Here is a 26,055-nt window from a genome sequence, read left to right as displayed (position 1 = left end):
ACTATATTCGTGTTGTGTACCCTAATACAGGTTCTTTACTAAAATTAAACTGCTCCGTTTCTTCATTAATCAATAAAACTGTTTTTACTTCTACTTCCATCGGAAAGAAATGTTCGCAAAAACAATCTATAAATATTTTTATATCGCCGTTTTTAAGATAATGCTGATACGTCTTATTTACTATCGGCCCTATTTTTAGAGTTAAATTCATCGAATAATCCATATAATTTTTTCCGGTAATAAAATCAACTCCTAATCTATTTTCTCCTAACTTAATCTGTTCTGCCTCTTCACTGTACTCTTTTGAAGTGGTCGTTGTATAACTTACTTTTTCTTCAATAATATTGGACAAACAATGACAAGCCAAGTCAATATCTCCTACTATTTTATAGGCATAGGGTAAAAGCTGAATAAACTTTGAAACTAAAATTTCTGGATAAATGTGAGACAGTCCCCAAAAATCATAGAAAAATTCCAATGGTTTACTTCCGTTCAGCTGATACAGAAAATTCCTTTCAACACTTTCAATTTTAGTTCGATAATGAAAAATTTCATTTTCAAAAGGAGTAAAAAAAACACGAGCTTCTGCTTCTTGCTTTTTCTGGTGTTTGTGCTCCTTAATCATCTGTTTAACAGATTTATCAGCATTATTTTCAGTCAAACTATGAACAAAACCCTCAGGTAATGCATCATACATACTATCTCGCGACAGTCTAATATTAAGATATTCTTGTTTGTCGTAATTATCGTCCTGAATTCCAGCTCCTAGAATATCGCTTCTGTACGCTCGCGAAAACTGCCCATGGTTCGAAATCGTGATTTCGTCTTGTGCCACAACTTTATTTTCCAGAAGTTCATTAGCAACAACTTCTGCCCTTATATCATAGGAAATACTCTCTATTTCGTATGCAAGCTCCTCTAGACTTTTTTTACTTTTTCTTTCCATCTTCGTTGATTCGTCCTGCGCCTATATATCGTATCTGAAAGTATTCATCATTGAAATTATATATTGCCAAACCTTTGTCTGTACAAGCCAGAATTCGGTCATTATGCAGATACAAGCCAACATCGGAGATTGGATGATCTTTATCATATCTAAAGAAAACCAGATCGCCTTCAGCAAGAAAACTTCTCCCTGTAAAAATCTGGATGGATTTCGATTTCCACATTCCAGCAGGATCTTTAGGGAGAGTAACTTTATAAACATCACTGTATAAAGACTGTAGGAAATAAGAGCAATCAATTCCTTTTTTAGAAAAGCTTTTTTCCTTATACGGCGTATTCAACCAAGGATCTATGTAGGAGTATAATTTGTAGTTGGTAATTTTATTGGGCATTACAGCCAGAATTATGGAGTACTTCTCTTTGAGAGCCAGTACTTCATCACTTAAATTCTCGGAATTATCATTAACGACTGTTTTATTCTTTAAACCTGTTTCGGACATTTGAGACTGTTTTTTTAACAGCTCCAGAGAATAATCATATTTGAAGGGAATTTGGGAAATATATTTTTGAGCATGGCATTCTGTAAATAAATGCATCATAAGAATCATTATAACAATCTGCCTCATAAAAAATAATATTAATATGCTTTTTTTAGATAATTAAAAATAATTTACTTCCCCAAATGGGCCTTTTTTTAAAATTTCAGCAACATTAAAAAACAAACTTCTCGCTCATTTTTCATTTTTCAACCTTGAGAAAATTCTCATTTTTGGACGTAACTCGTTTATTATGAATTTATTTACATTTTGGAACGAGGTGGTTACAAACCTAACGAAATATTTTGTAAGAATACAAATATTTTTTGTAAAATTTATAGTATGAAATATAAGTTTTTTAAAATAATAAAAACTACATTTGCTTCCGTTTTTTGTTAAAATTATCTTACATAGTAAAATATTTCAAAATTTAAAAATGAATCAAAAAAATATCGACATTAGGATTGTATTTTTTTTTACCATCCTGTTATTAGTTGGAATCATTGCCTTTATAGTTCAATTTTTTAATCATGTCGATTGTGAAGACGCAAAATTTTACATCTTTTCAGACCATTCGCAATCAGAAGAATCTATAGAATTTTATGATCAAACTTCTAATGCAAAATCATGGGTTTGGGACTTTGGAGACGGGTCAGAAAAAGATGTCAGAAAGCACACTTTCCATATTTATAAAAAGCCAGGAAAATACTCTGTTACATTAACAATAAACGGTGGTTGCACTCATACAAAAGAGCTGGTTATAAAAGACAAATTTGCGGCTGATAAAATAGGAACGCCAAAGATTATTGCTCCTAAAACTATCACCGTTGGACAGCCTGCATATTTCAAATCAATTTCTGAAGATGCTAAGACTTGGGAATGGGCATTTGGTGAAAATAAAGGCATAGACGAGACTTCTTCAAATCCAGTCTATAACTTCATTACTCCTGGCGAAAAAACAATTACGCTGGTTATAAATGGCGATTTCAGTCGTGTAGCAAAAAAGATAATTTATGTGCATCCAAGAGTTATAAAAAAGACCAATCCGCTGGACGTAAGCTCATATGAATTTGAGAAAAAAGCCGAAGCATTTGCTCTGCCTCGCGGGCCTGTTAAAAAAGATCCGCTGGAAGAAATGCTACAATACGTTCCAGTTGCGCCTAAAACTAAAACTGTAAAAGACAGCATCGCAACAACTAAAAAAGCACCTAAAATGTCTGAAGATCAATTTGAAATTTTATTTAAAAAGGTCGCAGAAGGCAGTAAAGTAAAAGATGATTTTGCAGAATTTATATGCGATGATCTTGATATTCCAGTTGTAAAAAATGATAAAGATCTAGTGACTTTTGCCCAGTTGTGCGCTTCTGTAAAAGGAAAGAAAATAAAAATTGAATCAATTCGCTTAAATAAAGACAAACAAACAAACTGCATAAAAGGGTTAAGCATCAGCTATAAAGTAAAAAAATACCTGATATGGTCTAAAGATTAATTTTATTATGGAAGAAGAAAAAAACGTTTTCAGTGTAGAATTACTAAGCGCATTAGAAATTGCTAAAAAAATTGCTAAAAACAATTTAAATAAATATTACTCGGCATCGCATTTGTTAAAAGCTGTTTTAAACAGGGATTTATCTCTTTTAAAACGTCTTGAAGCTATGGGTAAAGATGTTTATTATCTTGATGAATGGGCAGAAGTACGAATTGAGGAAGAACCAAAAACCACCAATGTTCTTGACGCTGAACCAAGCGATATTATTGATGAGATCATAAAAGAAGCTGAATCGGTACGAATTGCATTAAACGAAGATGAAATTAGCCTGTATGCCATTATAATTGCTATTAGTTCTCCGGGAGTAGGTTTTACTTTTGATCAAATGAAATCTTACCCTATTTCTAGAAATGAATTACTCGATGATCAGATTGTTATCCCACAAAATAATAATGCGATCAAACAAGAAGTTACAAAAGGTTTTTTGGGCAAATACTGCATTCATAAAAATCTTGAAAAAAACAAAAAAAGAATACCTGCAATAGGCCGTGAAGCCGAATTAAATACTATCAAAGAAATTTTATGCCGTTTCTCTAAACCCAATGTATTGCTAATTGGTGACCGTGGCATTGGGAAAACCATTTTAATTGATGCTCTTGTCGAAAATGTCATTAATAATAAAATTCCAGATGTATTAGACAAAGTGCAGTTATTCGAACTCGATTTATCTTCTTTAATTGCTGGCGCTTCGTATAAAGGAGAAATTGAAGACCGCTTAAAAAACTGCATTCAGGAGTTAAAACAGTTTCCAAAAGCAATTTTAATTATAGAAGAAATACATACTCTTTTAGATAAAAATGGCGGAGATTCGGGAGTTTCAAATGTCTTAAAAGGGGAATTAGCAAAGGGATTAAATATTATTGCAACTTCAACTATTGACGAATTTTCTAAGAGAATTGAAAAAGAGCAAGGTCTTTCGGGCATGTTTGAAATTGTTAAACTGCAAGAATCTGATGATGAAACTTTGTTTCGAATGATTCGTGAATCAATAAAAACGTATCAGGAACATCACAAAATACAGATTGATGACGAAACGATTTCTGAATCTATTCGATTATCTAAAAGGTATTTAAAAGAAAAAAGTCTACCAGAATCAGCTATAAATCTGATAGATCATACGATGTCTGTCCTTAAAACTTCTGGTGAAACTTTTTTAAAAGAAAAAGCTGCGCTTATTAGCAAACTAGAAATGCTTAAACAAAATGAAGCAGGTTTATCTGAAGAGCAATTAATGAAAGAATCCAATTGGTTTTTAACTGATTTAGCAAACAAAACTGCTTTTTTAATGATTGCTGATGAGGAGAACAATTCAAAAACATTTGAGTCTTCTGAAGTTATCATCAATTATATTGAAAACCTCTTGCAAATAATCGAAAAGAGAGCTTTAGACAAACGTGTCCATATTGAGGCTTTTGATTTGTCTCTTATAATTGCTCAAAAAACGGGAATTCCGGCAGGAAAGTTAAACGAAGAAGAAAAAAATAAACTTAATACAATTGAAGAGGTTTTAAGCAAAAGAGTAATTGGTCAAGATCATTGCATTGCTACGGTTGCTGGTTCTATCTTAGAATCAAGATCAGGTTTAAGCAAAGCAGGTCAGCCAATTGCATCTTTTTTCTTCTTAGGTCCAACAGGAACTGGAAAAACAGAATTAGCCAAAAGTTTAGCTGAATTTCTTTTTCAAGATGAAAATGCAATTATCAGATTTGATATGTCTGAATTTAAAGAGGAACATTCTGCAGCTCTTCTATATGGTGCGCCTCCGGGATATGTGGGTTATGAAGAAGGAGGCTTGCTTGTTAACAAAATTAGACAGAAACCCTACTCTATTGTTTTATTTGATGAAATTGAAAAAGCGCATCCATCCGTTTTTGATGTCTTCCTGCAAGTTATGGACGAAGGCAAACTTCACGATCGTTTAGGAAAAGAAGGTGATTTTTCGAATGCTATTATACTTTTTACATCCAATATTGGAGCAGATCACATTGTAGAAACCTTTAACAGCGGTGAAATTCCGAGTTCGACTTCTTTAATGGAAATTATGGCAAATTATTTCAGACCTGAGTTTTTGGGAAGATTAACTGAAATTATTCCTTTTGCTCCACTTAGTAAAGAAAATGCCCTTAAAATATTTGAAATACATCTTAAAAAAGAATTTACTGACTTATTGAAAAACATCAATGTCGAAGTCGAAATTCCGATTGAGACTAAAACTTATCTCGCCGAAAACGGATTTAATGCTAAATATGGAGCAAGACCAATTAAAAGCATTATTAGAAGCCATTTGAGAAGACCTTTGGCAAAAAAGTTAATTTCTGGAGAAATTAAAGATGGCGATATCGTTACGGCAATTATTGAAAACAACGAAGTCAAATGGGTTAAAGAAGAAATTGTTCCCGTTGAGAATTAATCGAAGCATATACCTATAAAAAAACGCCAGAACTTAAGTTTCTGGCGTTTTCATTTTTTATTCTAAAACCAAGCCTATCTGGCCATCGTCATCTAATTCTGTTTCGACTGGATCGTCTTCTGAAATTTCTGGTCTTTCAGGAACTTCTTCAACAGGTTCTTCATAAGGAAGCGGATCTAATAAATTTACCTGTTTTAGTTTATCTGTTGTCAATTGATTCCCTAAAGCCTTGAAACCTTTTACGGCTATAAAGTCTTCTACATCAATATGTAAATCATCTTTTTGAACCCCTTTTACTTTGGCAAAAACCAATTGTGCAACCGGACGATAATCTGTTGAAACAATCTCTAACTGCGAATTCGGGTGATCGGTAATAAAACTTTCTTCCTTACCTTCATTTTCTACAAGGAAACGTTTCAAGAAATAACGCTCTTTTTCTCCATCATAATAAATTGCAGAAATTGGTTTTTTAGGTTTCCATTTTTCCAAAACGATCATATCTTCATCAAAGTGAGTCGATAATTCCGGAATAATAACCTTCAATTTACCCGATTGACTAATTACCAATATTTTATCACTTGGTTTAAATTCGCCTAATAGTTCTCCTCTAGCATCAACATTTAAGCGTTTTACCGTATCATCAAACCAAACTTTTCTTGGCAGTAAAGTGGAAATTCCTTTTTCTTTTAACTCGATTTTCTTGATTGGATATTTGGTAACCAAGTTTCCTTTAGAACCACGTCCTTTAATCGCTAAATTAGCAAAATCAATATCGAATTTCAATTTCTTAATCGTTCCAACCTGACGAAGCAAAATAGTTACAACCTCAGCTTCTCCATTTGGATTATGTGAAAAGTAAACCACCTGAGAGCCGTTTGTTCCATTAGTTAAATCGTAAGCTTTATCACGTGTTACACCTGTAACATTAAAACGTTTTATATAAGACGGCCCCGATTTACCATCGCGATACATCATATTATAAATGGTGCGTTTATCGTTTTTATCAAAAACTGCTGCGTGTATAATGTCTTTTCCTATAAATGTTTTGGCATCTACTTTTGTGATCATCAATGTTCCGTCTCTTAAAAACACGATAACATCATCAATATCAGAACAATCGCCAACGTATTCGTCTTTCTTTAAACTTGTTCCAACAAATCCCTCTTCACGATTTACATAAAGTTTTGTGTTTCTTAAAACAACTTTTGTGGCTTCAACGTTATCAAAAACACGAAGTTCTGTCTGGCGTTCACGGCCTTTTCCGTATTTCTCTTTTAATTTCGTAAAATAAGCAATTGCAAAATCTGTTAAATGTTCCAGATTATACTCTACTTCTTTCATTTCATCTTCTAACTTAGCGATTAAATCATCAGCTTTATCAGAGTCAAAACGCGTAATACGAATCATCGGAATTTGAGTCAGTCTTTGTAAATCGTCGTCATTGATGTCTCTAACGAATGATTTTTTGAAAGGCTCAAAACGATCGTATAAGTATTTGTAAAGTGATTCTCTGTCTCCATATAATTTGAAGTCAATATACATTTCTTCACGAATGAAGATTTTCTCCAACGTAGAAAAGTGCCACTTATTTTTTAATTCTTCTAACTGAATTTCTAATTCCTGACGAAGTAAATCGACTGTTCTTTCTGTTGAAATTTTCAACATTTGAGAAACACCGATAAACAACGGTTTATTATCCTCAATAACACATCCTAAAGGCGCTACAGATGTTTCACAAGCTGTAAATGCAAATAACGCATCAATCGTTTTATCTGGCGAAACGCCTGGGAAAAGGTGAATTAAAATCTCAACATCGGCAGCCGTATTGTCTTCAATTTTCTTGATTTTGATTTTACCTTTTTCATTTGCTTTCAAAATACTGTCAATTAAACTCGATGTATTGGTCGAAAACGGAATCTGTGTAATCACCAATGTATTTTTGTCTAATTGCGAAATTTTAGCACGCACACGCACACGCCCGCCACGCATTCCGTCGTTGTAATTAGAAACATCGGCAATACCCTGCGTCATAAAATCAGGATAAAGCGTAAACGGTTTTCCTTTTAAGATTTTAATCGAAGCGTCAATTAATTCGTTAAAGTTATGCGGTAAAACTTTTGTTGATAAACCAACTGCGATACCTTCTGCCCCCTGCGCTAAAAGCAATGGGAATTTTACCGGAAGATTGTTTGGTTCTGCACGACGACCATCGTACGAAACTCCCCAATCGGTTATTTTTGGAGAATACAAAACCTCCAAAGCAAATTTAGACAAACGTGCCTCGATATAACGTGAAGCTGCTGCTCCATCGCCTGTTAAAATATTACCCCAGTTACCTTGACAGTCAATTAATAAATCTTTTTGACCAATTTGCACCATCGCATCACCAATACTCGCATCTCCGTGTGGGTGATACTGCATGGTGTGACCAACAACATTGGCAACTTTATTATAACGACCATCATCTAACTCTTTTAAAGAGTGCATAATACGACGCTGAACAGGCTTGAATCCGTCCTCGATAGCTGGAACTGCACGTTCCAAAATTACATACGAAGCGTAATCCAAGAACCAGTCTTTGTACATTCCGGTTACTTTCGTAATAACGTCTTCGCCTTCTTCTTCCTGATTTTCGTAAAAATGCTGCCCTTCAAACTGTTTAGCATCTACGTCGATAATCTCATCGTCATCTCCATTTTGATTGTCATCAATTTGGTTTTCATCCTGATTATTCTCGTCGTCGTTTGGAATTATGTTATCGTCTTCTTCGTCTTTCATTTAATTATATTCTAATTATAATTCTATTTCTTTTCGAGTAATTCTTTTAAAGCTTCAACACTTGGTAAAACGGTCTTATATTTACTTGCAAATATCTGCTCGTTGTTTTCTGGCAAAGTATATTTTACAACTGCTTCACTTTTAGTCTGACAAAGTACAATTCCAATAGTTTTGTTTTCATCTTCCAATCGCATTTCTCTATCGTAATAATTGACATACATTTGCATCTGACCTAAATCCTGATGTTTTAATTCGCCTATTTTTAAATCAATGAGGACAAAACATCGCAGTATTCTATTGTAAAAGACTAAATCAATTCTAAAATGTTTATCATCAAAAGTAATTCTTTCCTGTCTTGCTACAAAAGTGAAACCATGACCTAATTCTAATAAAAAATGCTCTAGTTTACTAATGATTTCTTCTTCTAATTGAGATTCTGAATATTGATGTAATTCTGGCAATCCTAAAAATTCAAGAATATAAGGATCTTTAATAATATCTTTCGGTTTCTCGATAATCTGACCTTGCTCTGAAAGCTTTAAGACTCCTTCTTTATCTCTACTTAAAGCCAATCGTGTATAAAGTGCCGTATCATATTGACGTTTTAATTCTCGAACACTCCAATTATGTTTTTCAGATTCAATTTTGTAAAACTGTCTTTCTTTTTCATCTTCAATTCGCATTAAAAAAATATAATGGCTAAAAGTCAATTTAAAAAAGGAAGCCAAAGTTTGATAATCTGGTTTATTGAATTCCTCAGTTAGTGACTGTTTTTTTTGAATTTCGAAAATCCGAGACAGTGTCTCGGATTTTGAGAAAGTTAAAAAGAGCTTCCTCATATTTTCCAAATTATCAATAGAAAAGCCTCTTCCAAATTCTTTAGTTAATTGCTTCGAAAGATCTTTTAAAAGCTTTTTCCCATATTCAGCCCTATCTTTTCCATTTTGTTCTTCTTCAACAATAATTCTTCCTATTTCAAAATAAGTAATTGTCATTGTAGAATTTACGGTACGCAAAACCTGTTGTCGGGCACTTTGCAATAGCTCGGCAACTTGCTGGAAAATAACTTTATTTTGAAGACCGTCTGGCACTATTTGTTATTCTAAAAATTCTTAAACCTCCTCCAACTCATCAATTTCCACCTTCAAATTCTTGATAATAAACTCTTGCCTGTCCGGTGTATTTTTACCCATATAGAAAGACAATAATTGCTCAATCGAAGTATTTTTATCCATCATAATTGGGTCAAGGCGAATGGTGTCTCCAATAAAGTTCTTGAACTCATCTGGCGAAATCTCCCCCAAACCTTTAAATCGGGTGATTTCTGGTTTTGGTTTTAATTTTTCGATGGCGTCTTTTCTTTCTTCTTCAGAATAGCAATAGATGGTTTCTTTTTTGTTTCGAACCCTGAAAAGTGGCGTTTGTAAAATATACAAATGCCCTTCTTTAATTAATTCTGGGAAAAACTGTAAAAAGAAAGTAATCAAAAGCAAACGAATGTGCATTCCGTCGACATCGGCATCGGTTGCGATTACGATATTGTTGTAACGTAATTTTTCTAATCCGTCTTCAATATCAAGCGCAGCTTGCAGTAAATTGAATTCTTCGTTTTCATACACAATTTTCTTCGTCATTCCATATGAATTCAAAGGCTTACCACGCAAACTGAAAACCGCTTGAGTATTCACGTCGCGTGACTTTGTAATGGATCCAGAAGCCGAATCTCCCTCGGTAATAAAAAGCGTGCTTTCTAAGTTTCTTGGATTTTTGGTATCAGGAAGATGAGCTCTGCAGTCTCTTAATTTTTTATTGTGAAGATTGGCTTTTTTAGCACGATCTGTCGCCAGTTTTCTAATTCCCGACAATTCTTTGCGCTCACGTTCTGCTTGCAGAATTTTACGCAATAAAGCTTCGGCAGTTGTTGGATTTTTATGCAGGTAATTATCCAGTTTCGTTTTGATGAAATCGTTAACGAAAGTACGAACAGAAACTGCTGGAGTTCCATCATCAGACCCCATATCGGTAGAACCTAATTTTGTTTTGGTTTGAGACTCAAAAACCGGTTCCATCACCTTAATACTAATTGCACTTACAATCGATTTACGAACGTCTGATGCTTCGAAATTCTTATTATAAAACTCTCGAATTGTTTTTACAACAGCTTCACGATAGGCCGCTAAGTGCGTTCCTCCTTGTGTTGTGTTCTGACCGTTTACAAAAGAGTGATATTCTTCGCTGTATTGCGTTTTACTGTGTGTAAGCGCTACCTCGATATCATGCTCTTTTAAATGAATAATTGGGTATTCTAAATCGTCTTCATTGATCGTTTCTTCTAATAAATCACGAAGCCCATTCTCTGAATAGTATTTTTCTCCGTTGAAAATAATAGTCAAACCATTGTTCAAATAACAATAGTTTTTGACCATTTTGATCACATATTCTAAACGGAATTTATAGTTTTTGAAAATCGTTTCGTCTGGCGTAAAAATTACTTTAGTTCCTTTACGTTTTGTTGTATCGATAACGTCTTCTTCTAGAACCAAATTTCCTGCAGAAAATTCAGCTGCTTTTTGTTTCTCATCACGAACCGATTCTACACGGAAATAATTAGACAAAGCATTTACTGCTTTTGTTCCGACACCATTCAAACCAACCGATTTCTGGAAAGCTTTAGAATCGTACTTTCCACCGGTATTCATTTTCGAAACTACATCGACCACTTTACCCAATGGAATTCCACGTCCGTAATCACGAACAGAAACTGTTTTGTCTTTAATACTTACCTCGATAGTTTTTCCGGCACCCATAACGAACTCATCGATACAGTTGTCTAAAACTTCTTTTAAAAGAATATAAATACCGTCATCTGGTGATGATCCGTCCCCTAATTTCCCGATGTACATACCCGGACGCATACGAATATGTTCCTTCCAATCGAGTGAACGAATATTATCTTCGTTGTATTGATTTTGCTCTAGCATAAATGAATTTAGGATTTTTGGCTAATGTACCATTTATCGGTAAAAAATAAAAGCGTATTTCTTTTTTGTTATGAATAATAACAGTTTAAAATCTATTTAAATTGATTTTAAAATAAAACGAACACTAAAAATATAAAAAAACTGCTTTTTTAGCAAAAAATACTATTTGATTCCAAGCACTTGTTTTGCCAGCGCAATCATTTCGGGAGTTCCTGTATTTTTATTTTTTTCGTCTGAAAGTTTTACAACACCTTGCCAATGCGTATTATCGGGTTTTGTATCGGTCAATTTTATGACCATATTCATTGCAGGAAGACCAACATCATTTGTAAAATTGGTTCCAATCCCGAATGACATTTTTATCTTATCATGACAGAAATCTACAATCTTTTTAACTTTTTCATAATTGAGCGAATCAGAAAAAACAATCGCTTTAGATTTAGGGTCTATTCCCATTTTAGTATAATGCGAAATTACTTTTTGAGCAAATTCTATCGGGTCACCACTATCATGTCGAACACCATCAAAAAGTTTAGAATATTTTTTATCAAATTGATTGAAAAATATTTCTGTAGTATAAGTATCGGTTAAAGCAATTCCGAGATCTCCACTATAAACTTGCGTCCAATGTTCGAGACTTATCGAATTAGCCATTTTAAAACCATATTGCGCGGCATGAAACATGAACCATTCGTGTGCGTGTGTTCCTAAAGGGCGCTTATTATTGACCATTGCAAAATGTACATTGCTTGTTCCGATAAAACTTTGTCCACCATAAGTGCTCAAAGTTTTATTTACTAAGTCATGAACTTCATAAGAATGGCGACGTCGGGTTCCAAATTCTAAAACTGAAACCCCAAGTTTATTATAGTTTTCAATTTTTTCTTTAGTAAGATTCTTTATCGCTTCATCATTTAAGCGAATCAGATGGCTCGCTTTATAAAACAGTTCTGAAATCAATGCCATTAGCGGTACTTCCCACAAAATTGTTCTATACCAGAATCCTTCTACGGTAACACTGATTTCTGACCCTTCTTGACTGATTTGCACCTCAGAAGGATCAAAACTATATCCTTGTAAAAAATCTAAATAAGTCGGATCTAGATAAGGGCAATAATGGGCCAGATAATTTTTTTCTTCTTTTGTTAAACGAAGATCTGCCATTGCATCTACAGAAACGCGAAGTAGATCTGCAAAACCTTCTGGAAAAATATGTTTACCGCGATTTATGAATCCGTAACGGACTTTTGCCTTTGGAAAAAGCTTTATTACAGCATGCTGCATTGTAAATTTGTAGAAATCATTATCTAAAATTGATTTCAAAAAAGCTGTTTCCATAGCATCAAATTCTTTTCATTTCCCGCTAAGATACGGCAATTTCAGAAAACATAAAATATTGAAGAACTCTTATTTTCTAGACAATTTTAAAAGACACAATACTATCGGTGTCAACAAAAATCGTAATGTAATTACCAACATTGCTGTCAATAAGAATTTGAAACTCTAAAGCTCCTCTTTTTTCCTTTGGATTTTGAACTTTAACTGGCTGATTCTTTTTATTTAAATAAAAAACCTGATTGGATTTGGAAACATTTTTAATTTCGACAGTTATTTTATCTCCATTTTTCACTTCCATTATGCCTGAACTTGGAGTTTTGATTTTATAATCGTTTTCGATAGTTTTATTATAAATCAATGGACCGTTTAAGAAATCATCTTTACTTAATCGACTTCCTAAAAATGATCCAGAATCTGGAAAATGCTTTGCAAAAAAATAGTCAGGATCGGTATCAAAATAAATCGGATTAAAATCGTTAACCATTCTTCCTTTATTACTGTCATAATAACCCTGACCCCAAGTTACATCGATCAAGCGCCATTTTTTGTTAATCAAAACCATATTCCAAGCATGATTTGAGGAAGTGTTTTTTCTTCCAATATCAGCCAGTCTTGTTTTAGAATCTCCCTTAACAATTTCACACTTCAAACCAACTTGTTCTGCCAAATTCTGATATAAAGCAGTGAAACCTTCACAAACCGCTTTTTTAGAGTTAAAGGCTTTTTGAATCAGGTTATCATTCAATTGTTTTATTTTTCGCTGTTTTTCAGCTTCGGTAGAATAACTGAAACCCTGCACTCTTGGCGGATTCAAATAGGCATTGTAATCATATCTTATATTAAAAGCAATCCAGCTGTAAATAGCGCGTGCTCGCTCGGCATCCGAATCAAAATCTTTCTCAATTCTGTCGGCTAATTTTTCAGTGCTGTCAAAATTTTTTGGATATTTTGCAACTATTTTATCAACTTCGTTAATCTTTTGAGCGAAAGTAAAATTGATAGCAAAAATATTTAGTAAAAGAAAAATAAGGGCAATCTTTTTTTGTGGCATTTAAAAATTTGATTTAATAATGTTTTTCAGTTCATTATCTAACTCAACGTTAGAAATTTTATTTTCCTGTAAATCAAAATTCGAGCCAAATGCTGGTAATGAGAAACTTCCCTTAATTTCTGCACCATAACGCGGGAAAAGATTTTGGGCAATTCCTAAAACAGATGCACCTCCTCTTCCGCCTGGAGAAGTCGCTAATAGTAACATGGGTTTATGCTGAAAAACATCTTTTTCAATTCTAGAACTCCAATCGAAAACATTTTTGAAAGCAACAGAATAGTTTCCATTATTTTCTGCCATTGAAACAACCAGAATATCAGCTTCTTTAAGCTTGTTCAAAAATGCTTGCGCCACTTCATGCTTGCCAATTTCTTTTTCAAGATCCACACTAAATACAGGCATTGCAAAATCATTCAAATCTAAAACTTCAACTTCTGCATTTTCAAATAAACTTGACGCATAAGTTGCTAAATGTTTGTTGATTGATTGTTTGCTGTTACTTCCTCCAAAGGCTATTATTTTCATGGTTTTTCGTTTAGTAATTTTTCTTCTACAGGTTCTTTTTGTGGTCCATCAATTTCGTAAATCTCTTTAGCTATTTCTACCGAATATTCGTTAGGATAGATTTTTCCTCCATACGATTTAGCATAGACCTTAGTAAATTCTGCTCCAAAATACAGAATAATTGCCGAATAATAGACCCAAACTAAAATTATTATCACAGAACCTGCTGCGCCATAAACTGAAGCAACTGTAGAACTTCCTAAATAAAATCCAATTGCAAATTTACCAATCATAAAAAGAATTGCAGTAACTCCTGAACCAATAAAAGCATCTTTCCATTTTATTTTTCCGTCTGGTAATGTTCTAAAAATAATAGCAAAAAGCGTACTGATACTCGCCAATACAATGACTATATTAACTACATAAAACAAATAAACTGTACTTTCTGGAAAATAAACTTTTAAACGCGTACTAAGCAAGTCTAAAGTCGTACTTATAAAAAGGCTGACCAGCATTAAAAAACCAACTGAAGCAATCATAGAAAATGACATTAAGCGGTTTTGAATAAATTTTTTGATGCCTTTGTCGGGTTTTGCACGAAGTCCCCAAATAAAATTAATAGAACTTTGTATTTCGGCAAAAACTCCTGAAGCTCCAATTAACAGCATCACGATTCCAAATACGGTTGCAAAAACATTATCGCCAGACAATTGTACATTTTTAATTGCTTCCTGAATCTGACTTGCCGCGCCGTTTCCTACCAAACCATTAATTTGTCCGTATAATTCTCCCGTAACAGCTTCTTCTCCAAAAAAGAAACCGCAAATTGTAATGATGATGATTAATAAAGGTGGCAACGCAAATATGGTATAATATGCTAATGCTGCACTTAGCTTAATTGCGTTATCATCGTTAAATTCTAAAAAAGTATTCTTTAATAGAAACCATGTTTTCGAGAATATATCTTTGATTTTCATTTGCTGGTTATTTGATATACTCTCAAATTTAAGCATTAATAAAAACTATTGACTTCTCAATTTTTAGACGAATTTTATATTTTTTCCATGTTATTTGAAAATTTCTTATATTCATTATTATAACCTAAATAATTAATTTTCAATATTTTATTTAATTCATTTCTTGTCAGCTTTATCAAAAATGATATTGAATCTAACTTCTTCCCTTTTATTTTAGTTACAGAATCAAGCTTCTTTAAATCTTTTTCTTCATAAAGATTATTAAATTTAATTGTATTTTTTTCATAGGCAGATTTATTTGTAATGACAAAAAATTCCTTTGTCATAAACCGTCCATAAACTTGCTTTTTGATTGGCAGCTTTTAAAGCATTATTTGCCCAAGTGTTGCAAGTATAGAAAAGGCTATAACTTCCTTTTGCTTCATAAAAAGCATCTTTTTTTCCATAACTATGACCTTCAATCCATTGTGGATGAACTGGATTGCTGAAACTATTTGAAATATAATTGACTAATTTTTGATAATTTTCTTTAGAAATCAAAATGCGTTTGCAGTCGTCTCCTTCTCGTAATTGTTTAAAAAATGTCGCATGTACCGCAGAAGAGCTGATTCCAAAAGCGGCTTTAAAAGCTGTACTTGCTTTTAAATCTGACCATTCTGGAGTTTCCAGATAAAATCCTTTATCGCCCCAGCCAAAAGCAATATAATTCATTAATGAATCTTTTGATTGAGTTTGACTGAACTGAATTTCGTTTCGCCAGTCTTTAACTTCGTTTTTGATTGGAACTACAATATCAGTGTGAACTCCATTTGAAAGAATGTAAATCGGAATAGCATTTTGTTCTTCAACTTTTGCTATATCTGAGTTCACTGTAATTTTAGAAATAATTAAAACAGAAGTAATGTAAAGAGCAAGAAAACTGAAAATTCCGAAAAGTGTCCAGCCTAGAATTTTAAATGATTTTTTTAGCATTTTAATTGGTTGATTTTAGATTAGTAATTGGTTAATTTTTATCTACCCAATTTTTGAGCCAAAATTTTTTATTTTCTGAAAATGGCACACGGATTCTACAGATTCGCATTCGCGAAAGCAAGAATTTAAGTGGATTTTATTGTCTTTTTTAGACATAAAAAAACTGCTGAATCTCTCCAGCAGTTTTTGTCTATTCTCTTTATTCTTTATTCTATCTTCTGAAAAAAAATTAAACGTTAAAACGGAAGTGCATTACATCTCCATCTTTCACAATATATTCTTTTCCTTCAACTCTGAATTTTCCAGCTTCTTTTGCTTTTGCCTCAGAACCGTATTGAACGTAATCATCGTATGAAATTACCTCTGCGCGGATGAAACCTTTTTCGAAGTCAGTATGAATAACTCCAGCTGCTTGTGGCGCTGTAGCTCCGATATTGATTGTCCAAGCGCGAACTTCTTTTACACCAGCTGTGAAATAAGTTTGCTGTTTTAATAATTTATAAGCTGCACGAATTAAAACTGATGCTCCTGGCTCTTCCAATCCCATATCTTCAAGGAAAACCTGACGCTCTTCGTAGCTTTCTAATTCTGTGATATCTGCCTCGGCTCCTACTGAAAGAACAATAACTTCCGCCTCTTCATCCTTTACTAATTCGCGAACTTGATCAACATATTTATTTCCGTTTACTGCAGAGCTTTCGTCTACGTTACAAACGTATAAAACTGGTTTTGCAGTAATCAATTGGAAGCTTTCTAATAAAACTTCTTCATCATTATTTTGAGGAACAATTGTTCTTGCCGATTTTGCTTGCAATAAAGCTTCTCTTATTCTGTTTAATAAAGCCTCTTCTGTTTGAGCTTCTTTATTTCCTGTTTTTGCAGCACGTTTTACTTTTTCTAAACGTTTTTCAACAGTTTCTAAATCTTTTAACTGCAATTCGATATCGATAGTTTCTTTATCACGAATTGGATTTACATTTCCATCAACGTGTACAATATTATCATTGTCAAAACAACGTAAAACGTGAATAATAGCATTACACTCTCTAATGTTTCCTAAAAACTGGTTTCCAAGACCTTCACCTTTACTTGCTCCTTTTACCAAACCTGCAATATCTACAATATCTACAGTTGCCATTTGAACACGCTCTGGTTTTACCAATTCTTCTAATTTGTTGATTCTTGGATCTGGAACGTTTACAACACCAATATTTGGCTCGATTGTACAAAACGGAAAGTTAGCACTCTGCGCTTTTGCATTAGATAAACAATTAAATAATGTTGATTTTCCAACATTTGGCAATCCTACAATTCCTGCTTTCATCTGTTTGTTTCTATTTATTTATTCGACCTTATAAGGCCTCTCAACATTAAACCCTGTTATTTAATGTGTTATGATTTACGTGTTTTTCTTTATTTCTGCCAAAATGATATTTTTTGGCTTTAAAATTTTGCAAATATAAGATTTAATAGCTCTTGCACGAAGTAAAATGTTCAATAATATAATTTTAGCTCTAATCTTAAAAATTTTTAAACATTTTACTAATTTTTTGTTAAAAAAAATTAATTTTATAAAACTAATCAATAAAAAACAAACCAAAAAACCAAATACCATGAAAAAGATTGCATTATTACTATTTCTGCTGAATACAGCGTTTCTTTTTGCACAAAAAGAAGTCTCGGGTGTTGTAAAAGACAAATCTGGTGCCCCGCTTCCTGGTGTAAATATTGTCGAAAAAGGAACTTCAAATGGTGTTTCTACCGATTTTGAAGGTAGTTATAAAATAAAAGTAAAAGAAGACGCTACTTTAGTTTTCAGTTATGTCGGATTCTCAACAGTCGAAAAAGCAGCTTCTACCAACAAAATAAACGTTGTTTTAGGCGAAAGTGAAGGTCAAGTTTTAAGTGACGTTGTTGTTACAGGATCAAGAAGCACTAAGAGAACTGTTGTAAATTCTGCTGTTCCAATTGATGTTATTAGTGTAAAAGATGTTACAACACAAAGTGGTAAAATTGAAATCAATCAATTGCTTCAATATGTTGCTCCGTCTTTTAATGCCAACAAACAATCAGGGTCTGATGGTGCCGACCACGTAGATCCAGCTTCATTAAGAGGTATGGGACCTGACCAAACTTTGGTTTTAATTAATGGAAAAAGAAGGCATCAATCGTCTTTAATTAACTTATTTGGAACAAGAGGTCGCGGAAACACAGGAACAGATTTGAACGCCATTCCAGCCGCTTCTATTAAAAGGATCGAGATTTTGCGCGACGGCGCTTCGGCACAATACGGTTCTGATGCCATTGCGGGAGTAATCAATATCATTACAAACGATAATGTAAACGAATTAACGGGATCTGTAACCTATGGTGCTTTTAATACGAAGGCAAAAGGCGATTTTCTCCCTGGAACACCAAATACAAAAGGCTTTAGATTAGATCAAGATGGAAACGGAAATTCATACGGAAAAGATCAGGATTTTGATGGTGGGTCTGTAAGAGTTGCTGCCAATTACGGAGTTGCCTTAGGCACAAAAGGCGGTTATGCAAACTTTACAGGTGAGTTTTTGAACAAAAATAAAACCTTAAGACCTGCTTATGATTTTAGAAAAGGTTTTGGTGATGCAAGTATGCACGGAGTAAATTTATTCGCCAATCTTTCTATTCCAATTGGAGACAAAACAGAATTTTACGCTTTTGGAGGAAGTAATTTCAGAGATACAGATGCTTACGCTTTTACTAGAAATGATGGAGAAAGAGTGGTAGAATCTGTTTATCCTGGAGGTTACACACCAAGAATTACATCAAAGATTAATGATAATTCAGTTGCTGCCGGAATCAAAACAGAATCTACTGGAGGATGGAAATTTGATTTGAGTAATACTTTCGGAAAAAACAAATTTCAATACGATATTAAAGGGACAATAAATGCTTCACTTGAAGAAAAATCCCCTCATGAGTTTGATGCTGGGGGGCATAGTTTGCTTCAAAACACCACTAATTTTGATATTTCTAAAAACTATGACAGTGTTCTTGAGGGCTTTAATATTGCTTTTGGAACCGAATTTAGAGTAGAGAAATTCGAAATCTTTGCTGGCGAAGAAGGATCATATACCACTTATGACACCAATGGACAACCTATTACTGATCCTACTACTCAAAGTGCTCCAATTGATCCTATTTCGGGAAATCCTAGACCTGGAAGCTCACAAGGTTTTCCTGGTTATAGCCCTGCGAATGAAGTAAATGAAAGCCGTACCAACTTCTCTTTATATGCTGATGGCGAATTGGATATAACCAAAGATTTAATGGTAAATGCGGCTGTTCGTTTTGAAAACTATAGTGATTTTGGCAGTACCGTAAATGGAAAATTGGCCTCTAGATTAAAACTCGGCGATCACTTTAATTTAAGAGGTTCTGTGAGTACAGGTTTCCGTGCACCATCATTAGCTCAGATTTATTATAATTTACGTTTCACCAACTTTAATGCAAGCGGTGCAACTGAAGTTTTATTGGCACCAAATGACAGCGAAATTACAAGAGCTTTCGGAATTGGTAAATTAAATGAAGAAAAAGCAGTAAATGCTTCCTTAGGTTTTACTGCATCTTTTGGAGATTTCACTGCAACAATCGACGGCTATTATATTCAGGTAAAAGATCGTATTGTACTTACTGGATATTTTGATGCTAGTGCTTTAAACCTTGGTGTTTCTGAAGCACAGTTTTTTGCCAATGGTGTAGACACGAGCACACATGGTCTTGATGTGGTTTTCTCTTGGAAAAAAGGATTCGATTTTGGTCAGCTTAGTGCTACTTTGGTTGGAAACATCAACGATATGAAAATTGACAAAGTCAAAAACAGCACTCTTGATGAAGCTACTTTCTTCGGAAAACGTGAAAAAGCTTTTTTATTAGCTTCTGCTCCAGACAACAAATTCAGTTTAAACCTAAATTATGCTAAAAACAAATTTGATGCTGGTCTAGCTTTTACTCGTTTCAGCAAAGTGGTTTTGGTAGATTATGCAGACGAAGATGATGTTTACAATCCGAGAGTGGTAACCGATTTAACTGTTGGATATCAATTTACTAAAAGTTTAAAACTAACGATCGGAAGCAACAACTTATTTAATGTATATCCGACCAAGCAAGATGAACAAGGAAACACAGAAGCTGGAGGATATTGGGATGCTGTACAAATGGGATTCAGCGGGGCTTATTACTATGCAAGACTTGGTTTTACTTTTTAATTACAGTTAACGAGGTCTTCGACTTGGCTAAGCCTGACAAACTTTCTAAAAACAAAAAAATCCTGAGCATAACGTTCAGGATTTTTGTTTTCTATTTATTTAATTACAATTTAAACTCTAACGATGCAATAATAGCCTTTTCTTGCTCTGTTGCCGTAAATCCCGAAATATCCCAATAATTAGTCAGGATTTTGTTTTTCTTATTAAAAAGCGATTTTTCTTTAAAAACGTCACTTTCACTATAAGTAAAATTCTGTTTATTGAAACCTGTTGTTACAAAACTATTTCTTACTTGGACATTTTTAGTTTTATCTTTCAAAACAACATTATACCCAATTTCTTCATTCGAACTCAATAAATAATAATCAGTACCGTCCCATCTATAATTTACTTTGACAAACGATTTTGTAATATTCTTTTCGCCTTCTTTTGTCTTCTCTTCCACTTTATCAAGTGTTGCTGGCGTAACTGAAATCGTAAATTCTACAATAATTTTTTTCTCCGGATCGTAAATAATTTCAAAATTATCAATTGCTTCTTTCGCTTTATCCAGCGGCACAACTGACATTACATAATAATCTTTATTTTTTGAATGTCCTTTTGTGGTAAAATCATATTCCTTCTTGGCTTTAGGGTCTAAAAGGGGATCTAAATATTTAAAATTCGAATAATTCTCCATTATGTTATTCAAATCATATCCCTTCAAATCGGCACTTACATCTGTTTCTAACAATCCGTAAGAACGATTTTGTTCTACCAGCAATGTTGTAGTATTGTTTTTATTGAATTGAAAATTAACCAATCCGTCATTATAATACGTATACTGATTGTCGAGCATAAAAAACTCTCTCACATATACTTTCTGTCTATGGGAGATACTAATTTTCTTTGTAGAATTGTTAACCAATTTCTGCAGTATTTTTTCTGGAGATTCCTTAGACAAAACTACTTCATCTAATTTATTGTTTTTACTCTTCAAATAAATAACAAATTTTTGCTCTCCATTTAAAGAAGTCCATCGAACAGTAATATCTTCATAATTAGTTTCAGAAACCTGAATATTCGATCCACCAGTCAGCATAAAAGTAACTTTTCCTTCTTCATTGCTCAATAAAATCTGTTGGGTTTTCATTATTTTAACCGTAGCATTTTGTATTGGCTCCAAGGTTTCTATATCCTTAACAACAATAGAATATTCCTCGTTTTGTGCCAAAACATTCAAATTAAATAATACGACAAATAAAAGTAGCAGTTTCTTCATAGGCGTTGTTATATTTTCAACTAAATTATTGTTTTTTTAACAATAAAGCAACACCCGAAAAATAAAACATTAATTACCAACAAACTAACTTTTAAAAATACCTGATATCAGGGGCAAAAAAAAATCCTGAGTTTTACAACTCAGGATCCTATTTTTTTAATGCTCAGAAATAATTATTCAGCATGTAAAAACGCTTGTCTTTCTAACAAAGTTTCTTCGTCTTCAACATGATCATCATCTGGCACACAACAGTCAACAGGACAAACAGCAGCACACTGCGGCTCATCATGAAAACCTTTACATTCTGTACACTTTCCTGGTACTATATAGTAGATTTCGTCAGAAATTGGAGTTTGCGCATCATCAGCGTCAACTTCAGTTCCGTCAGGTAATACAATTTTTCCAGAAAGACTTGTTCCGTCTTTATATCTCCAATCATCTGCTCCTTCATATATTGCTGTATTTGGGCACTCTGGTTCGCAAGCTCCACAATTGATGCATTCGTCAGTTATAATTATTGCCATCGTTTATTAGTCTTAAAGTTAAAAGTCTTAAAGTTCTAAAGTCAAAATAAAGACAAGAATCGCTTTTGACTTTATAGCTTTTGACTTTCGACTTAATTATGCTTATTTTTGTGCAAAATTACAATCAAAACAATTCATAAACAAACATTATGACATTAGAAACAAAAAAAAGTGTTTTTGTTGAATTAGGAAAATTTTTAAGTCAGTTTTCTGAAGGCGCTTCTGCGCAAAAATCTGACGTCTTATATAATGACATCTTTTTTGATGATTTCGAAAATCTCATCAGCCTTTCACAATCTCATAACGGATGGTATACTCCTGAGCAAGTTTATTTCTCCATACAGTCATGGGCTGAAGCTTTAACCACTGAAAACATTGAGAAATGGCTTTCGGCTTACAAAATAGATCAGAAAGGCGATGCCAAAACTGTGGCTTTGATTTTAGCTGGAAATATTCCGTTAGTAGGTTTTCATGATTTTTTATCTGTTTTAATTACAGGCAACAAAGCTTTAATTAAAACTTCGTCAAACGATCAGCATTTATTGCCATTTTTGGCTAAATATTTAATTGCTGTTGACGAAAATCTGAAAGGCAGCATCACTTTCGCAGAAGGAAAACTAGAAAATTTTGATGCTGTAATCGCCACTGGAAGTAATAATACAGCTCGTTATTTTGAATATTATTTTAAAGATAAGCCTTCGATTATTCGTAAAAACAGGAATTCGGCAGCTATTTTAACCGGAAAAGAAACCACTGCAGAATTGGAAGCCCTTGGCGAGGATATTTTTAGATATTTTGGTTTAGGGTGCAGAAATGTTTCCAAACTTTTTATTCCGAAAGACTATTCATTTGACACTTTTTTTCAAGCAATTTTCAAATACCAAGATGTTATTCATTACGAAAAATACGCTAATAATTATGACTATAATAAAGCGGTATTTTTAATGAGTAATTTCAAATTATTGGACAACGGATTCTTGACTTTAAAAGAAGATTCAAGTTATGCCTCTCCTATTTCGAGTGTTTTTTATGAATATTATGAAAGTCTTGAAGACCTTCAAAAACGCCTTCAGGACGACACAGACCAAATTCAATGCATTGTTAGCAATAATCTAACTACAGATAGTATCGCATTTGGAGAAACCCAAAAACCTCAATTGTGGGATTACGCAGATAATGTCGATACTATAACGTTTTTGTTAACAACAAAGTAATAAATTGTTTAATTATTTCGAATATTTTAACGCTTTTTCGGCTCTTATTACCGAAATTTGCGTCTTTAAAATTTTCGACTATTAACAACAACCATGAAAAAACACAACTACAGCGCAGGACCAAGTATTTTACCTCAGGAAGTTTTTGAGAAGGCATCAAAAGCAATTTTAAATTTTAATGATTCAGGGTTATCAATCCTTGAAATCTCGCACCGAAGCAAAGATTTCGTTGCTGTTATGGAGGAAGCTCGTTCCCTTGCTTTAGAATTATTAGGACTTCAAGGAAAAGGTTATCAGGCTTTATTTTTACAAGGTGGTGCAAGTACAGCATTCTTAATGGCACCCTATAACTTAATGAAAGAAAACGGAAAAGCTGCTTATTTAGATTCTGGAACGTGGGCAACTGCAGCGATCAAAGAAGCTAAACTTTTCGGTGAGACTGTTGTCGTAGCTTCTTCAAAAGAAGACAATTATACTTATGTTCCTAAAGGTTACGAAATTCCAGCCGATGCTGATTATTTCCACTGCACAAGTAACAATACCATCTTTGGAACTCAAATGAAAGAATTCCCAGCAACAAATGTTCCTGTTGTTTGCGATATGAGTTCTGATATTTTTTCACGTGAATTAGATTTCTCTAAATTTGATTTAATCTACGCTGGAGCTCAAAAAAATATGGGTCCTGCAGGAACTACTTTAGTAGTCGTTAAAGAAGAAATCTTAGGAAAAAACGGAAAAACTATTCCAAGTATGTTAGATTATGCTAAACACATTAAAGGAGAAAGTATGTACAATACTCCACCTGTATTTGCTGTTTACGTCTCTCTTTTAACATTACAATGGATCAAAGAAAAAGGTGGAATCGCTGCTGTTGAAAAATTAAACAACGCCAAAGCAGAATTACTTTATGCTGAAATCGACAGAAACCCATTGTTCAAAGGTGCAGCTGCAGTAGAAGATCGTTCTAATATGAACGTAACGTTCTTATTGAACAATCCTGAACACACTGAAACTTTTGATGCTTTATGGAAAGCTGCAAATATTTCTGGATTACCAGGACACCGTTCTGTTGGTGGCTACAGAGCTTCTATTTACAACGCTATGCCAATCGAAAGTGTTCAGGTTTTAGTGGATGTAATGAAAGCATTGGAATCTAAAGTTTAGTTTTCAGTCACAGTTTACAAAAAAGAAAAATCAAATAGCTTGGTTATCGATTAAACAATTAAACGATTAACCAAATAAACAATAAATACAATGAAAGTATTAGCAAATGACGGAATTTCTAAAAGCGGAATTCTAGCCTTAGAAAAAGGTGGTTTTGAAGTTATCACAACAAAAGTAGCTCAAGAACAAGTAGCTAACTATATAAATGACAATAACATTGACGTAATTTTAGTTCGTAGCGCAACTAAAGTGCGTAAAGATATTATCGATGCTTGCCCTGGAATCAAAATCATCGGACGTGGTGGTGTTGGTATGGATAATATCGATGTGGATTATGCTAAAAGCAAAGGAATTCATGTAATTAATACTCCTGCTTCATCTTCAGAATCTGTTGCTGAATTAGTTTTTGGACACTTATTTTCTGGTGTTCGTTTTTTACATGATTCTAACAGAAATATGCCTCTTGAAGGAGATTCAAACTTTGATGGTTTGAAAAAAGCTTACGCTAACGGAACTGAATTAAGAGGAAAAACTTTAGGTATTGTTGGTATTGGTCGTATCGGACAAGCTACAGCAAAAATGGCTCTTGGTTTAGGAATGAAAGTTATCGCTGCCGACAGCTTTATCCCTCAAGTTGATGTGAAAGTTGAATTTTTCGACGGACAGTCAATCACAACTACAATCGTTTCTCAATCTTTAGAATCTTTATTTAAAGAAGCAGATTTCATTACATTACACGTTCCTGCTCAAAATGGTTACATCATTGGAGAAAAAGAATTTGAAATCATGAAAGATGGTGTTGGAATTGTAAACTGTGCTCGTGGCGGTGTTATTGATGAAGTGGCGTTAGTAAAAGCTTTAGATTCAGGAAAAGTTGCTTTTGCTGGTTTAGACGTTTTCGAAAGCGAGCCAAAACCAGAAATGGCGATCTTAATGCACTCTAAAATCTCTTTAACTCCACACATTGGAGCAGCTACTGGAGAAGCACAAGACAGAATTGGTACAGAATTGGCTTCACAAATTATTACTTTATTGAGCTAAATAAAAATAGATTAAATTCGATTAAAGGGATTTACTACTTACCTGTAGTAAATCCCTTTCTTTTTTAATACTTTCGCAAACACTAAAATTCTAGCATGAATACATACAAAAATAGTTTTAAACATAAGTGGATAATTTACCTGACTGTAGTTACAATTGCAATTGCTTTGTGCTGCACCTCTATCTTAGGCAATGTATTTTCGCTTATTATTGAAAAAGAATATTTTATACCTGAGCAATCTTCCATTTTTACTTTTAATGAAACTATTAGAAATGAAGGCTCAAGCGATGTATGGAGATATGGAGAAGATTACAGCAACTACTACTTCAACCTGAGTACATTTGATAATGATGTGTTGTTTTTTTCTAAAAAGAAGATTAGCAGCTGTCCCGGATTTAATCCTGAAGATGTTACGACCTGGTGCGAAGTAAACATTACAAAATACTAAATTTTAACAATGGCTTTAATTTAAGGCAATACAAATAAGGTTTTGGAGAATTTCTTGAATTTGTCGAACCAAGTAATTAAAAAATAAAGTACCTTTAAATGGATTTATTATCAT

General features: G+C 33.5%; 21 protein-coding genes. 7 read left to right on the top strand and 14 right to left on the bottom strand.

From position 1 onward, the window contains the following. Window position 1: 1 nt before the first annotated feature. Window positions 2–946 carry a type VI secretion system baseplate subunit TssG gene (locus M0M44_RS13850; RefSeq protein WP_248726180.1) on the bottom strand — a complete coding sequence of 315 codons (945 nt, stop codon included), beginning with the start codon at window positions 944–946 and terminating at the stop codon, window positions 2–4. Continuing rightward, entirely contained in the window at window positions 930–1,445 is a 516-nt protein-coding gene (locus M0M44_RS13845; protein ID WP_248726179.1) for a C40 family peptidase, read from the bottom strand. Before M0M44_RS13845 ends, M0M44_RS13850 begins: the two co-directional genes overlap by 17 nt. A 472-nt stretch (window positions 1,446–1,917) precedes the next feature. Here M0M44_RS13845 and M0M44_RS13840 point away from each other — a divergent pair, with 472 nt between their 5' ends. Next, a complete protein-coding gene (locus M0M44_RS13840; RefSeq protein ID WP_248726178.1) occupies window positions 1,918–2,970 on the top strand; it encodes a PKD domain-containing protein in 1,053 nt (350 codons plus the stop codon). Window positions 2,971–2,977: 7 nt separating this feature from the next. Beyond that, window positions 2,978–5,440: an AAA family ATPase gene (locus tag M0M44_RS13835; RefSeq protein ID WP_248726177.1), complete on the top strand. Its 2,463-nt coding sequence runs from the start codon at window positions 2,978–2,980 to the stop codon at window positions 5,438–5,440. Between the two features lie 57 nt (window positions 5,441–5,497). On the opposite strand, the gene M0M44_RS13830 is transcribed toward M0M44_RS13835, so the two are convergent. The 10 genes from M0M44_RS13830 to ychF all read right to left on the bottom strand — a co-directional run bounded on the left by M0M44_RS13830 (window position 5,498) and on the right by ychF (window position 17,365). Continuing rightward, the gene (locus M0M44_RS13830) at window positions 5,498–8,218 is read right to left on the bottom strand and encodes a DNA gyrase/topoisomerase IV subunit A (protein ID WP_248726176.1); all 2,721 of its coding nucleotides are present in this window, start codon (window positions 8,216–8,218) and stop codon (window positions 5,498–5,500) included. A 23-nt stretch (window positions 8,219–8,241) separates the two neighbouring features. Then, window positions 8,242–9,309: a PDDEXK nuclease domain-containing protein gene (locus tag M0M44_RS13825; RefSeq protein ID WP_420842703.1), complete on the bottom strand. Its 1,068-nt coding sequence runs from the start codon at window positions 9,307–9,309 to the stop codon at window positions 8,242–8,244. Window positions 9,310–9,330: 21 nt separating this feature from the next. Next, window positions 9,331–11,199, bottom strand: coding sequence for a DNA topoisomerase IV subunit B (locus tag M0M44_RS13820; protein WP_248726174.1), 1,869 nt, complete (start codon window positions 11,197–11,199; stop codon window positions 9,331–9,333). 162 nt (window positions 11,200–11,361) lie between these two features. Further along, window positions 11,362–12,537 (bottom strand): nicotinate phosphoribosyltransferase, encoded by a 1,176-nt coding sequence (gene pncB / locus M0M44_RS13815; protein WP_248726173.1) that lies wholly within the window; start codon window positions 12,535–12,537, stop codon window positions 11,362–11,364. A gap of 76 nt (window positions 12,538–12,613) precedes the next feature. Further along, window positions 12,614–13,588 carry a transglutaminase domain-containing protein gene (locus tag M0M44_RS13810; RefSeq protein ID WP_248726172.1) on the bottom strand — a complete coding sequence of 325 codons (975 nt, stop codon included), beginning with the start codon at window positions 13,586–13,588 and terminating at the stop codon, window positions 12,614–12,616. Next, entirely contained in the window at window positions 13,589–14,113 is a 525-nt protein-coding gene (locus M0M44_RS13805; protein WP_248726171.1) for an NADPH-dependent FMN reductase, read from the bottom strand. Beyond that, complete coding sequence (locus M0M44_RS13800; RefSeq protein ID WP_248726170.1) at window positions 14,110–15,069, bottom strand: YihY/virulence factor BrkB family protein; 960 nt, start codon at window positions 15,067–15,069, stop codon at window positions 14,110–14,112. The genes M0M44_RS13805 and M0M44_RS13800 overlap by 4 nt, the downstream gene beginning before the upstream one ends. Before the next feature lie 74 nt (window positions 15,070–15,143). Further along, entirely contained in the window at window positions 15,144–15,395 is a 252-nt protein-coding gene (locus M0M44_RS13795; RefSeq protein ID WP_248726169.1) for a hypothetical protein, read from the bottom strand. Further along, entirely contained in the window at window positions 15,364–16,041 is a 678-nt protein-coding gene (locus M0M44_RS13790; RefSeq protein WP_248726168.1) for a TIGR02117 family protein, read from the bottom strand. The genes M0M44_RS13795 and M0M44_RS13790 overlap by 32 nt, the downstream gene beginning before the upstream one ends. 229 nt (window positions 16,042–16,270) lie before the next feature. After that, on the bottom strand, window positions 16,271–17,365 hold the full coding sequence (gene ychF / locus M0M44_RS13785; RefSeq protein ID WP_248726167.1) for a redox-regulated ATPase YchF: 1,095 nt from the start codon (window positions 17,363–17,365) through the stop codon (window positions 16,271–16,273). Window positions 17,366–17,654: 289 nt separating this feature from the next. On the opposite strand from ychF, the gene M0M44_RS13780 reads away from it, so the two are divergent. After that, the gene (locus M0M44_RS13780) at window positions 17,655–20,288 is read left to right on the top strand and encodes a TonB-dependent receptor (RefSeq protein WP_248726166.1); all 2,634 of its coding nucleotides are present in this window, start codon (window positions 17,655–17,657) and stop codon (window positions 20,286–20,288) included. 103 nt (window positions 20,289–20,391) lie between these two features. Here the strand turns inward: M0M44_RS13780 and M0M44_RS13775 are convergent, their stop codons facing one another. Together M0M44_RS13775 and M0M44_RS13770 are read right to left on the bottom strand one after the other, a co-directional pair. Further along, entirely contained in the window at window positions 20,392–21,549 is a 1,158-nt protein-coding gene (locus tag M0M44_RS13775) for a carboxypeptidase-like regulatory domain-containing protein (protein WP_248726165.1), read from the bottom strand. 173 nt (window positions 21,550–21,722) lie between these two features. Then, complete coding sequence (locus M0M44_RS13770; RefSeq protein ID WP_248726164.1) at window positions 21,723–22,073, bottom strand: 4Fe-4S dicluster domain-containing protein; 351 nt, start codon at window positions 22,071–22,073, stop codon at window positions 21,723–21,725. 149 nt (window positions 22,074–22,222) lie between these two features. On the opposite strand from M0M44_RS13770, the gene M0M44_RS13765 reads away from it, so the two are divergent. The 4 genes from M0M44_RS13765 (at window position 22,223) to M0M44_RS13750 (ending at window position 25,941) form a co-directional block, all read left to right on the top strand. Beyond that, window positions 22,223–23,287, top strand: a complete 1,065-nt coding sequence (locus M0M44_RS13765; protein ID WP_248726163.1) for an acyl-CoA reductase — start codon at window positions 22,223–22,225, stop codon at window positions 23,285–23,287. Between the two features lie 93 nt (window positions 23,288–23,380). Continuing rightward, on the top strand, window positions 23,381–24,451 hold the full coding sequence (serC, locus tag M0M44_RS13760; protein WP_095931736.1) for a 3-phosphoserine/phosphohydroxythreonine transaminase: 1,071 nt from the start codon (window positions 23,381–23,383) through the stop codon (window positions 24,449–24,451). A 90-nt stretch (window positions 24,452–24,541) separates the two neighbouring features. Beyond that, window positions 24,542–25,492 carry a D-2-hydroxyacid dehydrogenase gene (locus M0M44_RS13755; RefSeq protein WP_248726162.1) on the top strand — a complete coding sequence of 317 codons (951 nt, stop codon included), beginning with the start codon at window positions 24,542–24,544 and terminating at the stop codon, window positions 25,490–25,492. Between the two features lie 95 nt (window positions 25,493–25,587). Then, window positions 25,588–25,941: a hypothetical protein gene (locus tag M0M44_RS13750; protein WP_248726161.1), complete on the top strand. Its 354-nt coding sequence runs from the start codon at window positions 25,588–25,590 to the stop codon at window positions 25,939–25,941. Window positions 25,942–26,055: the final 114 nt, after the last annotated feature.

Source organism: Flavobacterium humidisoli, assembly GCF_023272795.1.
Taxonomy (GTDB): Bacteria; Bacteroidota; Bacteroidia; order Flavobacteriales; family Flavobacteriaceae; genus Flavobacterium; species Flavobacterium humidisoli.
This window is presented reverse-complemented; position numbering and strand designations above follow the sequence as displayed.

Bases quoted from the DNA above. Each gene is read 5' to 3' on its own strand.
- M0M44_RS13770 (WP_248726164.1), bottom strand. From the start codon at position 22,073: ATGGCAATAATTATAACTGACGAATGCATCAATTGTGGAGCTTGCGAA.
- M0M44_RS13840 (WP_248726178.1), top strand. From the start codon at position 1,918: ATGAATCAAAAAAATATCGACATTAGGATTGTATTTTTTTTTACCATC.
- M0M44_RS13750 (WP_248726161.1), top strand. From the start codon at position 25,588: ATGAATACATACAAAAATAGTTTTAAACATAAGTGGATAATTTACCTG.
- M0M44_RS13755 (WP_248726162.1), top strand. From the start codon at position 24,542: ATGAAAGTATTAGCAAATGACGGAATTTCTAAAAGCGGAATTCTAGCC.
- M0M44_RS13800 (WP_248726170.1), bottom strand. From the start codon at position 15,069: ATGAAAATCAAAGATATATTCTCGAAAACATGGTTTCTATTAAAGAAT.
- pncB (WP_248726173.1), bottom strand. From the start codon at position 12,537: ATGGAAACAGCTTTTTTGAAATCAATTTTAGATAATGATTTCTACAAA.
- M0M44_RS13780 (WP_248726166.1), top strand. From the start codon at position 17,655: ATGAAAAAGATTGCATTATTACTATTTCTGCTGAATACAGCGTTTCTT.
- M0M44_RS13845 (WP_248726179.1), bottom strand. From the start codon at position 1,445: ATGTCCGAAACAGGTTTAAAGAATAAAACAGTCGTTAATGATAATTCC.
- M0M44_RS13830 (WP_248726176.1), bottom strand. From the start codon at position 8,218: ATGAAAGACGAAGAAGACGATAACATAATTCCAAACGACGACGAGAAT.
- M0M44_RS13835 (WP_248726177.1), top strand. From the start codon at position 2,978: ATGGAAGAAGAAAAAAACGTTTTCAGTGTAGAATTACTAAGCGCATTA.
- M0M44_RS13805 (WP_248726171.1), bottom strand. From the start codon at position 14,113: ATGAAAATAATAGCCTTTGGAGGAAGTAACAGCAAACAATCAATCAAC.
- M0M44_RS13820 (WP_248726174.1), bottom strand. From the start codon at position 11,199: ATGCTAGAGCAAAATCAATACAACGAAGATAATATTCGTTCACTCGAT.
- M0M44_RS13790 (WP_248726168.1), bottom strand. From the start codon at position 16,041: ATGCTAAAAAAATCATTTAAAATTCTAGGCTGGACACTTTTCGGAATT.
- serC (WP_095931736.1), top strand. From the start codon at position 23,381: ATGAAAAAACACAACTACAGCGCAGGACCAAGTATTTTACCTCAGGAA.
- M0M44_RS13795 (WP_248726169.1), bottom strand. From the start codon at position 15,395: ATGACAAAGGAATTTTTTGTCATTACAAATAAATCTGCCTATGAAAAA.
- M0M44_RS13810 (WP_248726172.1), bottom strand. From the start codon at position 13,588: ATGCCACAAAAAAAGATTGCCCTTATTTTTCTTTTACTAAATATTTTT.
- ychF (WP_248726167.1), bottom strand. From the start codon at position 17,365: ATGAAAGCAGGAATTGTAGGATTGCCAAATGTTGGAAAATCAACATTA.
- M0M44_RS13775 (WP_248726165.1), bottom strand. From the start codon at position 21,549: ATGAAGAAACTGCTACTTTTATTTGTCGTATTATTTAATTTGAATGTT.
- M0M44_RS13765 (WP_248726163.1), top strand. From the start codon at position 22,223: ATGACATTAGAAACAAAAAAAAGTGTTTTTGTTGAATTAGGAAAATTT.
- M0M44_RS13850 (WP_248726180.1), bottom strand. From the start codon at position 946: ATGGAAAGAAAAAGTAAAAAAAGTCTAGAGGAGCTTGCATACGAAATA.